This is a genomic window from candidate division WOR-3 bacterium (genome assembly GCA_013177935.1).
GTDB lineage: Bacteria > Hydrothermota > Tepidihabitantia > Tepidihabitantales > Tepidihabitantaceae > Tepidihabitans.
Genome location: JABLXZ010000001.1, coordinates 354,731 through 367,878 on the forward strand (window position 1 = coordinate 354,731; position 13,148 = coordinate 367,878).

13 protein-coding genes are annotated in these 13,148 nt (G+C 46.6%); 4 read left to right on the top strand and 9 right to left on the bottom strand.

The features are described 5' to 3' along the window. Positions 1 to 35: 35 nt before the first annotated feature. Entirely contained in the window at positions 36 to 506 is a 471-nt protein-coding gene (locus tag HPY86_01685) for a PDZ domain-containing protein (GenBank protein NPV13628.1), read from the bottom strand. Positions 507 to 693: 187 nt separating this feature from the next. Next, positions 694 to 1,290 carry a hypothetical protein gene (locus HPY86_01690; protein NPV13629.1) on the bottom strand — a complete coding sequence of 199 codons (597 nt, stop codon included), beginning with the start codon at positions 1,288 to 1,290 and terminating at the stop codon, positions 694 to 696. A gap of 245 nt (positions 1,291 to 1,535) precedes the next feature. On the opposite strand from HPY86_01690, the gene rho reads away from it, so the two are divergent. The 4 genes from rho (at position 1,536) to HPY86_01710 (ending at position 4,400) form a co-directional block, all read left to right on the top strand. Next, the gene (gene rho, locus HPY86_01695; protein ID NPV13630.1) at positions 1,536 to 2,807 is read left to right on the top strand and encodes a transcription termination factor Rho; all 1,272 of its coding nucleotides are present in this window, start codon (positions 1,536 to 1,538) and stop codon (positions 2,805 to 2,807) included. A 12-nt stretch (positions 2,808 to 2,819) separates the two neighbouring features. Beyond that, positions 2,820 to 3,035, top strand: a complete 216-nt coding sequence (gene rpmE / locus HPY86_01700; GenBank protein ID NPV13631.1) for a 50S ribosomal protein L31 — start codon at positions 2,820 to 2,822, stop codon at positions 3,033 to 3,035. Between the two features lie 10 nt (positions 3,036 to 3,045). Beyond that, positions 3,046 to 4,144 (top strand): peptide chain release factor 2 gene (locus HPY86_01705; GenBank protein ID NPV13632.1). Its coding sequence is split into 2 segments (ribosomal slippage): positions 3,046 to 3,099 and positions 3,101 to 4,144, totalling 1,098 coding nucleotides; the frame shifts between segments, so codons are not numbered across the junction. A 70-nt stretch (positions 4,145 to 4,214) separates the two neighbouring features. Further along, complete coding sequence (locus HPY86_01710; protein NPV13633.1) at positions 4,215 to 4,400, top strand: ferredoxin; 186 nt, start codon at positions 4,215 to 4,217, stop codon at positions 4,398 to 4,400. 50 nt (positions 4,401 to 4,450) lie between these two features. Here the strand turns inward: HPY86_01710 and hflX are convergent, their stop codons facing one another. Genes hflX through HPY86_01745 form a run of 7 tightly spaced genes read right to left on the bottom strand, consistent with a single transcriptional unit; the run spans position 4,451 to position 13,148 of the window. Then, positions 4,451 to 5,707 (bottom strand): GTPase HflX, encoded by a 1,257-nt coding sequence (hflX, locus tag HPY86_01715; protein ID NPV13634.1) that lies wholly within the window; start codon positions 5,705 to 5,707, stop codon positions 4,451 to 4,453. Beyond that, a complete protein-coding gene (locus tag HPY86_01720) occupies positions 5,707 to 6,249 on the bottom strand; it encodes a CDP-alcohol phosphatidyltransferase family protein (protein NPV13635.1) in 543 nt (180 codons plus the stop codon). Before HPY86_01720 ends, hflX begins: the two co-directional genes overlap by 1 nt. Positions 6,250 to 6,268: 19 nt before the next feature. Then, a complete protein-coding gene (gene rsmI, locus HPY86_01725; GenBank protein ID NPV13636.1) occupies positions 6,269 to 7,000 on the bottom strand; it encodes a 16S rRNA (cytidine(1402)-2'-O)-methyltransferase in 732 nt (243 codons plus the stop codon). Continuing rightward, on the bottom strand, positions 6,997 to 7,470 hold the full coding sequence (locus HPY86_01730) for a metallophosphoesterase (GenBank protein ID NPV13637.1): 474 nt from the start codon (positions 7,468 to 7,470) through the stop codon (positions 6,997 to 6,999). The genes rsmI and HPY86_01730 overlap by 4 nt, the downstream gene beginning before the upstream one ends. Then, positions 7,467 to 9,161 (bottom strand): sigma-70 family RNA polymerase sigma factor, encoded by a 1,695-nt coding sequence (locus HPY86_01735; protein ID NPV13638.1) that lies wholly within the window; start codon positions 9,159 to 9,161, stop codon positions 7,467 to 7,469. The genes HPY86_01730 and HPY86_01735 overlap by 4 nt, the downstream gene beginning before the upstream one ends. A gap of 17 nt (positions 9,162 to 9,178) precedes the next feature. Continuing rightward, positions 9,179 to 10,843: a DNA primase gene (locus HPY86_01740; protein ID NPV13639.1), complete on the bottom strand. Its 1,665-nt coding sequence runs from the start codon at positions 10,841 to 10,843 to the stop codon at positions 9,179 to 9,181. Then, complete coding sequence (locus tag HPY86_01745; protein NPV13640.1) at positions 10,830 to 13,148, bottom strand: endonuclease MutS2; 2,319 nt, start codon at positions 13,146 to 13,148, stop codon at positions 10,830 to 10,832. Before HPY86_01745 ends, HPY86_01740 begins: the two co-directional genes overlap by 14 nt.

Genomic DNA, 13,148 nt, shown 5'->3' on the forward strand with positions numbered 1-13,148 from the left:
AGCAAAACGGTCTATCAGGTCAACTATGAAACTGGTTATCTTTCTATCTTTTCCGCCTCCAATTTTTCCTTTAATGCTTCCAGTTCCTTCTTCAACCGCTCAATTTCCACTCGGATTGAATCAAGCGACTGTTGATACATCATTTTCCCGGTCTGCAACTGAGGTTCAACTTTCTTAAAGATTTCAAGGAGCGAACGGTATATATCGCGTAAAGGAAACTGCGGCTTGAATTCGGTTTTACTACTCATAACCCCTGACCGTATTCCAATTTGAACCTTTATTTTCAGCCGTTTTAGTTGCCGAACAATTACCATTTCAACAACTACTCCCGGACGCGCCCGAACAATCTTACGTAAGCTATCAATATCATGAACTGGCTTGCCATCGAATTCTACAATCACATCTCCTGTTCTTATGCCCGCTTTTACCGCCGGACTATTTTCAATTACATCGCTAATCAACACGCCGTGTTCGATTCCTAAAGCAATAAGCATTGCTGGACTCATATCTTCTGCAATTATGCCAAGCCAACCCTGTGTAAATGGAGCGTTACTGTTCTCTACCGGAGTTTTAACAGTCCGAGCGCTAAGGACATTGAAAATGACTAACATCATAACCCAGCACGACCTCATATAACCATCACCTCCTATGAAGGTTCCGATGATTTTCCTTGAAATTTAGGACCTTTTATCATTAGATGCGAATAATCTGCTCCTTTTTCGACATACCTTTCAAAGGATTGGTAAAATCGTACTCCACCGCCCCTTTCCTGATTGCATCTCCTCCAATTCGTGCTGCTTCGGGCCAGGAGGCTTGAGGTAATTTGGGGTCGACCCAGATTGCCATTGCTCGCCATTGTGCAATATTTTCAACCGAATCATTGTAAACATAAACCCAAACAACACGAATACGGTCTTTCTGTCGACGGTTGTACTTGTCCAGCATCGAATACAAAATCCAGTCTAACACTACCTGCAACGAATCAACCTCCGGCTGAATAGCGGTCTGCGCCAAAACCGTTAATCCCTTTAATTTGTTGACCCGGACCTCCTTAATAGCCAGCAACTGGTAGACCGGTTCAGGATGTGTCGGACGAGAGAAAACCGACCCCTTACTTTTCAAAGCCGGTCCGAAAATCAAACCACTTAATACCGCGCAACCTGTAAGGAAAACGATGCTAATCCAGTAACTCCGTCTTCGCTGTGCTCTGCTAATGCTTCTAATCTTCTCAGCCAGTCCAATACCTTCATTGTTTCCCTTAATGTTACGGTTAAATTGAAATCCAAACACCAATTTATTCTAACTTACTTTCCAGCAGCCTGCAAACTTCTCTTATTCCAAAAGTATTCAGACCTTGTGTTAATGTTTTACCAGTTGAGTATTGTGCTTGCTTGACAGTCGGGGAAAAATCCTTATAATAGTAATCAGCATAAATGTTAAAAATTCTTATGTGTGCCCTCGGCAATAATCCGGAGTAAAAGGACCGTTTAACGCCCAAAATTCTTGCCGGGAGATAAAATTCAAAAGGAGAAGTTATGACCCAGGAAGAACTGAAAAATAAGAAAATAAGTGAACTTTACGAGATTGCAGAGTCGCTTAACATCCCAGACTACCGGGATAAGAAGAAACATGGACTGATAATGGCGATACTTGAAGCCGAAGCACGGCAGCAAGCAACCGAAGGAAGTGAAGGTGGTGTTCAGGTCGATGGCGTCTTAGAAATCCTCGAAGAAGGGTTTGGCTTTCTACGCTCACCCGAGTACAGTTACCTTCCTTCTTCTGACGATATCTATGTTTCGCCTTCTCAAATAAAACGGTTTGGCCTGCGCACCGGCGACACAATAACTGGTCTTGCCCGTCCTCCGAAAAACAGTGAGCGTTATTTCGCGCTCTTAAAAATAGAAACCATCAATGGCGTACCCCTCTCTGCGGAAAGACCAAGGATACCATTTGATGCCTTGACCCCACTATATCCTCAGGAACGCATTAAACTTGAGGTTCCTCAGCAAAACGACCTTTCAATGCGTGTCGTTGACCTGTTTACACCGATTGGTAAAGGGCAGCGTGGCCTCATCGTCTCCCCACCCCGTGCCGGGAAAACGGTACTGCTTCAGAAGATTGCCAATAGTATCACGGTTAACCACCCCGAAATTAAACTGATTATCCTTTTGATTGATGAACGACCCGAAGAGGTAACAGATATGGAACGTTCGGTAAAGGCAGAAGTTATTAGCTCGACCTTTGACGAAGTTCCAGAACGCCATGCTCAAGTCGCCGACATGGTTTTAGAAAAAGCCAAACGACTGGTCGAAAATAAACACGATGTCGTAATTTTGCTCGACTCCATTACCCGCTTAGCACGTGCTCACAACCTTGTTGTCCCCCATTCGGGCCGAACCCTCTCGGGCGGTTTAGACTCCAACGCCCTACAAAAACCTAAAAAGTTTTTTGGTTCAGCCCGTAATATTGAAGAAGGGGGCAGTCTTACCATTATTGCGACCGCATTAATTGAAACAGGTTCGCGCATGGATGAGGTTATTTTCGAAGAGTTCAAAGGCACCGGCAATATGGAACTTATTCTTGACCGACGTCTTGCTGACCGACGCATCTTCCCGGCAATTGACCTGCAACGTTCCGGAACCCGTAAAGAAGAACTTTTGCTTTCGGAATTTGAACTAAATCGCATCTGGGTGTTGCGTAAACTCCTTGCCGAACTCAATCCGGTGGAAATGATGGAATTCGTTCTTGACAAAATGCGGTTGACCCGTAATAATAAAGAGTTCTTAGAATCAATGAGTGAAAGTTAAAGGAGTAAAACAATGAAACCTAAAATTCACCCCAAGTATGGTGAGTGTATTGTAACCTGTGCTTGCGGTAATACCTTTAAGACCCGCTCCACGAAGCAGAAACTCCATGTCGAAATCTGCTCAGCCTGTCATCCCTTCTTTACCGGTAAACAGAAAATTGTCGATACGGCTGGCCGCGTCGAAAAATTCCGCCGCCGCTACGGTCAAAGCGAACCCGGGAAAAAATAAATAACATTCAGTGAGTATTACTGCTGAACAAATAGAATTCCTGGAGAGCAGATTAAAGAAACTCGCGGAGTTTCTTTGAGATTGAGCACCGGCGTGCCGAACTCGTTCAACTAAACAAAGAGGTTTCTCAACCAGATTTCTGGAACGACCCACAGCGGGCACAAGTCGTAATGCGGCGCATAGCGATGATTACTGATTTAATTAGCCGCGTCGACCAACTCCAGCAGGAGTTACAGGAAACACGGGAATTGGATGAACTTTTTGCCACAGATAATGATGAAAAGATTTCTCAGGAACTTCAGGAACATATCCACCGCATTGAACAAAATCTTGAAGCGTTGGAAGAAAGGGCTTTATTCAATTCTCCGGATGATAACCGAGATGCAATTCTTTCAATCCACCCCGGAGCCGGAGGCACGGAATCGTGCGACTGGGCAGAAATGCTCCTCCGTCTCTACATCCATTACATTGAAAATCAGGGGTTAAAATACCAAATTCTCGACTACCAACCTAACGAGGAAGCAGGCATAAAAGACGCTACCATTGAGATTACCGGTCCTTACGCTTATGGACTTTTGAAATCAGAAATGGGTGTGCATCGATTGGTCCGTATTTCACCCTTTGATGCCAATCAACGACGCCACACCAGTTTTGCTGCCGTAACTGTATTACCCGTAGCCGATGAAATTGAGGTGGAAATCAATCCCCAAGACCTGAAGATTGAAACATTTCGTGCCGGTGGTCATGGTGGACAGAATGTGAATAAAGTAAGTTCTGCGGTGCGCATTACCCATATTCCGACCGGTATCATTGTTACCTGCCAAAATGAACGCTCCCAATTTCAAAACAAACAGAATGCCCTCAAAGTTCTCCGTTCGCGACTATATGACTACTACAAAAGAAAACAGGAAGCCGAGATGCAAAAATTTACTTCGGCAAAAACCGACATTGCCTGGGGTCACCAGATTAGGTCTTATGTTTTATTTCCTTATCAACTGGTAAAAGACCATCGAACCGGATTTGAAACTCATGATGTGGCAGCGGTGCTCGATGGCCATATCGAAGGGTTTGTACATGCTTTTTTAACCCAGAAACAAAGTACCCAATAATTTCTTGACAAATGCGTTTTTTTCGCTATTAGATTGAAAATGATTAAAGACAAAAATAAAGGAGGAAAAAGTGAAGGTAACGGTCGATAAGGAACTGTGCACTGGTTGCGGGCTCTGTGCCGACTCCTGCCCCGATGTCTTTGAACTGGAAGGCGATTTTGCTATCGTGAAAGTCGATGAAGTTCCGGCCGGAGCAGAAGAGTGCGTGCAGCAGGCAGCGGAAGACTGTCCGGCAAGCGCTATTAAAGTTGAATAGATTCCACAGTAACGCTAAGTCTTAAAATATAATGGCGCAACCGAAGGGCGCTAACGTAGCTTTAGCGCCGTATTTATCTGTTTGCGTAAGCGGGCAAGTTCGCCTGGTAATCCTTTGACCCGGAATCGGCGTTTACCGTCAACTTCAACATCACTAACAACCTGACCACTGCTGATTATCCGGGTTATCAGGTCCCAGCGTTCGTTAGGCACTGTAAACCTTCGAACAACCAGTTGGCTATCTAAAAAAGTGGCAATACGTTTTGTCAACGCATCAATTCCAGCACCAGTAACGGCAGAAATAAAAACCGCATCGGGATAATGTTCTTTTAAGCGCCGCAGCATAATATCGTCAAAAAGTCGATCAATTTTATTAAAAGTGAGAATGATAGGTTTTTCTCCGGCGCCGATAGTCCGGAGCGTATCGTTGACGACATCAATTCTTTGCTCGACTAAGGCATCACTGGCGTCAGCAACATGAATTATCAAATCGGCGTCTTTGATCTCTGCCAGTGTTGAACGAAAACTGGCAATCAACTGGGTAGGAAGATTGCGTATAAATCCTACTGTATCGGTAAGTACGACCGGAACACCGCGCTGCCAGGGCAACATCCGGGTACTGGCATCCAGGGTCGCAAACAGTTGCTCGGAAACTTTTACTTGAGAATTGGTTAAACGATTAAATAATGTTGACTTGCCGGCATTTGTGTAACCAGCAAGGGTTAATTGAATAACATTATTGCGACGTTTGCGCTGTACTGCCCGTTCCTGCTCAATTTTCTTCAACTGCCGTCGCAACACCGTAATTCGGTGTTCAATTCGCCGCCGGTCAACTTCAAGTTTTGTTTCTCCGGGACCTCTGGTTCCGATACCGCCCCCTAATCGGGACATCGCTACCCCTAAACCGGTTAACCTCGTTTTGATATATTCGAGCTGGGCAAGTTCGACCTGCACTTTCGCCTCGGCAGTTCGGGCATGAAGTGCAAATATGTCCAGAATCACAGCGGTTCGGTCGATTACTCTTACGCCGATGATTTCCTCGAGGTTTCGCAATTGGGTAGCAGTTAATTCGTCATCAAATATTACCAGCTGAATTTCATATTGATGACACAGGTCCCTGATTTCTAATGCTTTGCCTTTACCAATCAGTGTTGCCGGGTCAATATGAGGACGCACTTGTACGAGCCGCTCAATAACATCGCCCCCAGAAGTTCTGGTCAATGCTGCCAGTTCATCGAGTGCCTCCATCTTTTGCCACCGCTGCCGGCCCGTTTTTATTACACCAATTAACAAAATTCGGGTACTCATTAACTGCGTTGTTTCAAAACAAACAAAACCCGGTGGATAAATGTTACAAAAGAGCCCAGTGCAATCGCTACTATTGCCCATACGAAAAGTTTTTCCCTCAGTACTAATGCCCCAACCACCATTATCATAACCCGTACCGGGCGTTCAAATAAACCAACCTGGCACTGTTTACTAATACCTTCAGCCCGGGCTCTAACATAACTCACCAGATAAGAAAATATCAAAGCCGAAAAGACCGCCAAAATACCCCAATGATTTCTTAATCCGTAATACCAGCCAACACCAGCCCAAACTACACCCTCGCTAAATCGGTCAACTGTTGAGTCCAGTAAAGCACCCGTCTGGGAAACCTTTCCAGTTCTTCGGGATAACTCACCATCGAGTGTATCACAAAGTCCAATACATATTACCAGCAAACCTGCCCAGAAAAATTGTCCCGAGGCAAAAAGCAAAGCGGCTAAAACACTCAGGGGAACTGCAGTCAAGGTCACCGCAGTTGGCGGTATACCAATTCGTGCCAGCAAATAAACTAATGGCCTCAATAATTTTCTTCCTTGCTCTTTAGTCTGGTTCTTCATAAATCGTATCGAACCTTAACCCTGTACCTGCGACGACAACAACAACCTCTCCTTTTAACTCTCGTGTCCCGATCTTCTCCAGAATTTCGGAAAGTGTACCCCGTATTACCTCCTCAAATTTCTTTGTTAACTCCCGACACAAAACCGCTTTCCTTTCGCCCCACAAGGCTCTCATCTCTTCGAGAAGTTGTTTAACTCGCAACGCCGATTCACAGAAAATCATTGTTCTGGGCTCCCGAGCCAATGCCTTCAAACGTTTCTGCCTGCGACCGGCTCTTTTAGGTAAAAAACCTTCAAAAGCAAAACGGTCCGACGGCAACCCTGATATTACCAGCGCCGCCAGCAATGCCGATGCCCCGGGTATCGGGAAAATTCGGAATCCCTGTTCAATTGCTTCACGAATTAGATAAAACCCGGGGTCAGAAATTCCCGGTGTCCCGGCATCACTTACCAGGGCAACCGCCTTGCCTTCTGCCAACAACTTAATAATCTCTGGAGTCCGGCGTAACTTGTTGTATTCATGGTAAGACACCAGACGGTTTTTTATCCCGAAATGAGTCAAAAGTAATCCGGTGCGTCTTGTATCTTCACAGGCAACTACATCCGCTTTTGCAAGAACTTCGAGCGCCCGTTGCGTGATATCTCCCAAATTACCGATCGGGGTTGAAACTACATAGAGGCCGGCGGGCAATTCTTGCTGGAGAGTTGCTTTCACAGGTCAAAAAATTCAACTTCGCCGGTCTCGATGTTAAGCGTCGCAACCGTGCTACGATTGGTTAGCCACCCACCGGCTTCTCCCGGATTAACGATTATCGGACTCCCTGGTTCGTAACGGATGCGATGGGTATGTCCATGAATATAAAAATCACAGTGGGGAATTGGGTTTAGCGGTTGATGCGTGATGCAAATTTTTCTATTGGCAATTGATATTTCTGCCCGGGTATCAAAAATAGCGAACCCCATTTGTTGGGCGACCTCTTTTAACGCCGCACGGTCGCCATCGCAGTTACCAAGTACGACCAGTAAAGGTACGGTGAGCGGTTGGAACTCCTTCAACACAAATGGCGCTACCAGATCCCCACAATGGAACACCTGTTCCACCGGTAATTCGTTGAACAACTTCACTGCCGAACGAACCCGATCAAGGTTGTCGTGCGTGTCTGAAATTAATCCGATGCGCGTCATCGCAGCAACTTGATCAATTCTGAAAGCTCACCCATTCTTAAGGGATGCCGCAGTTTACGCAGTGCCTTGGATTCAATCTGCCGTACTCTTTCCCGGGTGATATTAAATATTTGACCAACCTCTTCCAGGGTTCGCGGTTGCCCATCTCCCAAGCCAAACCGGAGACGAAGAACTTTCTCCTCGCGGAGTGTCAATGTCTTTAACGCCTCTTCCAGTTTTTCGCCTAACAGTTTGACGGCAGCATCATGGGAAGGAGAAACGGTTTTGTCATCGTACAAAAAGTCGCCAATAAAGCTCGACTCTTCCTCATCAATCGGTTTATCAATCGAAACCCCAAATTGCGCAATTTTTTCTAACGCCTCCAGTTTTTCCTTTGGCGTCGAAAGCCGCTGCGCCAGTTCGGCAATAGTCGCTTCCCGACCGCAGGACTGAAGAAATCGCCGCTGAACCTTTGCTACCTTGTTGATTGCGTCGATAATATGGGCAGGAACTCTTACCGTACGGGATTGGTCAGCAATTGCCCTGGTAATCGCCTGTTTTATCCACCAGGTTGCATAAGTAGAAAACTTAAATCCTTTTCGGTAATTAAACTTCTCAACCGCTTTGATTAAGCCAACATTGCCTTCTTCTAACAGGTCAGCAAACTCCAGACCGCGATTCACATACCGTTTGGCGATGGAAATCACAAGGCGTACATTACCCTCAATCATTCGGTCCCGGGCGGACAAAATCTGGCGTTCGTACTCAGCCATTGCCTGGAGTATCCGCTTGATTTGTGCCGTGGTTTTCTTGCCCAGAAAGCCGGCGGTACTCCGTAGCTGCTTTTTTAACTCTCGCGCCTCTTCACTTTTCCCTTTCCCTTCCTCTTCTAACCGATGCAATTGGTCACGTAATGTCAGAACATTTTGGGCAACCGATTTGAATTCGTTCAGGAAATTGTTGATAATATGATGCTGCAGTGACATTTCCTGAATACGTTTGATGACTCGACTGCGCAGTTCTTTGATCTGCGTCTTTTTTCGGGTCGACGAACCGCCTTTCTCTAACTTTTCTATCTCTTCTGCAATTCTTCCCACCTCCCGTACCCTACGCACAAACGCTTTCTGTTCCTTGGCGAGTGCCTTTTTGTCAAAGAGACATTCGAATTCGACCCGTGCCACCTGGTCCAGAGACCGTGTTCCCTCTTCGATTGATTTGCAATCCTCAACCAGCCGCTTCATCATTGCTACCGGTTCAAACAAATACTGAATCAGACTGTTGTATCCCTCCTCCATTTCGCGGGAGTACTTAACCTCTTCATCTCGTGATAGCAAAGGTAACTTTGCCAGTTCCCGAAAGTATGCCTTGGTAGGGTCATCGGTTCTTTGAATTACCGGTTTAGGACCGCGCCGGGGTACCATCACATCTTCTTCTGGTGTATGGCTATCGGTCATCTGAATCCCATTGCGGTCCAAATCGGCAATAAGTTCTTCAAGTTTTTCAGGGGCGGTCAACACCTCATCTGGTAACAACTCTTCCAGTTCATCATAAGTGATTTGTTTATCTATCGCCGCTTTTTTATAAACAACCTCCAACCAGTCCGGCTGGTTAGACTCTAAGGTGTCCTCCTTAATTTTTAAACTTCTCTTATTTTTTCTCTTTATCAATGTTCCCCGTAAACCTTTCACTTTATGTTCACCCTTTTTTTTCATATTCACCTACTCCTTTCTTAAACCAATCCTTTTAACAACCGATTTCGTTCCTTGAGCAAAACCTCGACCTGAGCTTTATCACCAGCCTGCTCGGCTTGTTCAATTTGCTGGTGAAGCCAGCGCGCTCGAAACTGTCGGAGACGATTACGAAACTCCTCCTCCGATGGCAACTGGGACTCACTGAATACGGCGCGCGCAATCCAACGGCGTGCCTCCTCATCATCAACCAGGTCCATTAACAAAGCAGGACCGAATCCGGGTTCATCACACGACTCTTCGGCAACCCGCGCGATTTTCTTAAGCATCTTATCCTGAACCGCATCGGAAAAGGAAAATTCAACAGCGGCGAGCGCAAACTCCCGCTTCTGAACCAGAGCCGTAACAAGGTTTTCTTCAAGCCGGGGACCAATAGATTGTACCGGTTTTTTAACTTTTTCAATATCGGACCGTTCAACTGTATCGACGTCAAGCAAAATGCGCTGGTCAATGTTAAAAATCTTTCCGATTCGGACAGCGTAAAGTTCGCGGCTTGCCTCATCCGGGATCAGCGCAAGTAACGAACGCAACTCCTCAACTACCGCACGCTGTTCAGCTACAGTTTGCGGCATTTTTTCGCCAATCACAAAGTCGACAAAATCCTGGCGTTGGTTTAACAGTGCATAAAAATCCTCTCGTCCTCTGGTACGGAGATAACTATCCGGGTCGCTGCCCTGAGGAAGTAATACAATAGCCGGGTCAATACCAGCTGACAGCAATGTACTGATTGACCGCCGGCACGCTTTTTTCCCTGGTTCATCGCCATCATAACATATAATAACCTGCCGATTGTAGCGCCGGATGAGTGCGGCTTGCGCGGAAGTAAGGGCAGTCCCCATACCAGCAACTACATTATTAATACCTTTATCAACAAGAGTAAGCAGGTCAAAATTCCCTTCGACCAGTATTGGGACTTCATCACGAATATAGGATTTTGCCTGAAAAATGCCGTAGAGAATTTCTCCTTTATGGAAAATTGGATTGTCCGGTGAGTTCAGGTACTTAGGTTCTCCAGCGCCGATTATCCTGCCGCCAAAACCGATGACCTTTCCTGATATAGAAAAAATAGGGAAGATAATTCGCTCCCGGAAATAATCGATGTATCCATCATCTTTTTTAACAACCAATCCGGCTTGCAATAAACGTTCTTCATTTACACCCAAACGCCGCGCCGCTCCTCTTAATACATTACCACCGGGAGCAAATCCCAACCGAAAACGCTTTACGGTTGAATTACTCAAACCCCGATTTTCAATGTAAGCCTGAGCCTCACTGGATTTCGCAAGGTTATCCTCGTAAAATCGCGTCACCCGTTCGCAGACATCGTAAAGCGTCTGGCGATTTTCATCTCCTCGCTCCTCCTCAACTGTTATTCCCAACCGTTTTGCCAAAAACTTTACCGCCTCAGGAAATTCCAGTTTCTCATAAGCCATCACAAAAGTTATCGCTGTACCCCCGGCACCACACCCAAAGCAGTGGTAAGACTGGCGCTCCGGACTAACATAGAACGATGGTGACCGTTCGACATGAAATGGGCACAGCCCGCGATAATTTCGGCCCACCTTCTTCAAAGGGACATAACTCCCAACCAGCTCGACGATATCAGTCTCCTGGCGAATTCGGTCAATTATCTCAGGTTTGATCATCTTCGCCTCTTAATTTGACCAGAGTCACACCCATCCCGCCTTCAGCAGGTTCCGCAAACCTCACTTCGCACACTCGATGGTCTTTACGTAGTCGGTGCCACAACATCCGACGCAAAGTACCGGTACCCTTGCCGTGAAGAATCGACAATTCTTTTGCGCCTGCGGCTTCCGCCTCAGCAAGAAACTGGTTGAGAGCAATCTGGGCTTCTTCTGTGGTCATCCCCCGGATGTTGAGCCGGGGCACAAATTCAAATTCGTTCACCGTCTCGACCTGTGCTTCAGGTAATTTTGATTCTAAACGAGTCAGCGTTTCCGCACCTACCGTCATCTTAATTTGACCAAAAGCAACCAAAACATCTTTTCCCTTTACCTCAAGCACACGGCCGCGCCGTCGGAATACCTTTGACTCCACCAGGTCACCAATCGCAAAGGTAACCGGAGTAGCGATTTCTGTCGGTTTATCTGCCGGCAGGTCGTTTTTTAACCGTTCAAGATTTTCTTCAATAAACTGTTTCGCCTTAACAACACTCTGGCGGTCAGCATTTCGCTCTCGTAACTCCCGTACCAGGTTTTCCACCTGGCGCCGGGTTTCTTTTAATAACCGCTCCTGCTCGTCCCGCACACGCCGTTCTTCTTGCTGCCGCCATTTCTCAAACTGGGACTGGCGTACTTGGTAGGCGGCAACTAACTCATCCGCTTTTTTCTTTTCTGTTGCTAACTGGAGTCTTTCTTCTTTTAGTTTACGCAACTCCTCTTCCACCGCCCTTAATTTTAAATTTAAGTCGAGCCACTCTTTCCCTACAAACTTTCGCGCCCGTTCCAATAAATGTGATGGCAAACCAAGCTGCTCGGCAATCTCAAACGCACTTGATTCGCCGGGAATCCCCATAATCAGCCGATAGGTTGGTCCGTTACGAAACTCCATTGCCGCATTGCTCATCCCTGGTTCATTCTGCACAAATATCTTCAAATTGTTGAAGTGAGTTGTTGCAACCGTTATTACCCCTCTTTGTCGCAAATCTTCCAGTACCGCAATTGCCAGTGCTGTTCCTTCTTCCGGTGCGGTGGCAGCACCGATTTCATCAATCAGCACCAGACTACTTGCTTCAGCATTGGCAAGGATTTCTTTCAGCCGCAAAAGATGAGCGGTGAACGAAGACCGGTCGGCTTCTAAAGACTGCTCGTCACCGATATCGGCAAACACCTGTTCCCACCACGGCATTTTGCTTCCGGTTGCAGCTGGGATAAACATCCCGGCTTTTAACAACAGAGCACAAATTCCCAGGGTTTTCAGTACCACAGTCTTACCGCCCGCATTGGGTCCAGAAATTACCACGACCTTAGTGTTATCGGGCAATTGAAAATCAAGTGGTACCACATCATTTTTGTACAAAAGAAGTAAAGGATGGCGGGCTCGAACGAGCGCAACTGTTTTGTCGCCGGTGATAACAGGCCGGCTACATTCAAACTTTAATGCAAATCGTCGTTTTGCGAGAAGGAAATCAAGTTCGGATACCATCTCAGTCCCGGTGTTAAGCTCATTGTGGTAATGAGCCACCAGTGCCGATAACTCACGACAAATCCGGTTCACTTCCTCGGTTTCCGCATCACGCAACTCCTGCAATCGGTTTTGTTCTAAAATGGACGCCATCGGCTCGATAAAGACGGTCTGGCCGCTTGCCGATACCCCGTGTACTACACCCGGCACCTGGTTACGGTACTCAAGTTTAACTGGAACGACAAACCGTTCCCGTCGGACCATTACTGGACCTTCAAACCAATCGGGATTATCCTCAATCATCCGCTCCAGGCGGTCTACAAGTAAATTCCGCCGCGTTCGTAACTCGTCTCGCAACTCCTGTAACTTAGGACTCGCCGTATCGCGTACCGCGCCGGAATTATCAATTGCATTCTCAATCGCCCGCTGCAGTCTTGGGAGGGCAACGATTCTATCAGCTATCGGGCTGAGATGAGAAATATGCTGCTTATTTGCTTTAAAAAACTCCTCACATTCAGCAAAGCACCGGCAAGTTGCGCCCACCTTCAGCAGGTCTTCAGTACCCAGCATTGCACCCGCCTCTGCCTGGTTGATGATAACCCGGATATCATGAACCCCGCTCAACGACGGCTCACCATCAAGTTTCATGATTTCTTCCAATTGGTCGAGCTTTGTCTGAGCCGAACTTAAATCCAGAAAAGGCCCAAACTGTCGTGCCTTTTCTTTGCCCAGTTCAGTGGAGCAGAGTTCGATAAGTATTTCCCGAATACGGGGAAAATCAAGCGCTTCTAAGGTTTCTCGGTCCAC

Bases quoted from the DNA above. Each gene is read 5' to 3' on its own strand.
- HPY86_01685 (NPV13628.1), bottom strand. From the start codon at position 506: ATGAGTCCAGCAATGCTTATTGCTTTAGGAATCGAACACGGCGTGTTG.
- rho (NPV13630.1), top strand. From the start codon at position 1,536: ATGACCCAGGAAGAACTGAAAAATAAGAAAATAAGTGAACTTTACGAG.
- rpmE (NPV13631.1), top strand. From the start codon at position 2,820: ATGAAACCTAAAATTCACCCCAAGTATGGTGAGTGTATTGTAACCTGT.
- hflX (NPV13634.1), bottom strand. From the start codon at position 5,707: ATGAGTACCCGAATTTTGTTAATTGGTGTAATAAAAACGGGCCGGCAG.
- HPY86_01730 (NPV13637.1), bottom strand. From the start codon at position 7,470: ATGACGCGCATCGGATTAATTTCAGACACGCACGACAACCTTGATCGG.
- HPY86_01735 (NPV13638.1), bottom strand. From the start codon at position 9,161: ATGAAAAAAAAGGGTGAACATAAAGTGAAAGGTTTACGGGGAACATTG.
- HPY86_01740 (NPV13639.1), bottom strand. From the start codon at position 10,843: ATGATCAAACCTGAGATAATTGACCGAATTCGCCAGGAGACTGATATC.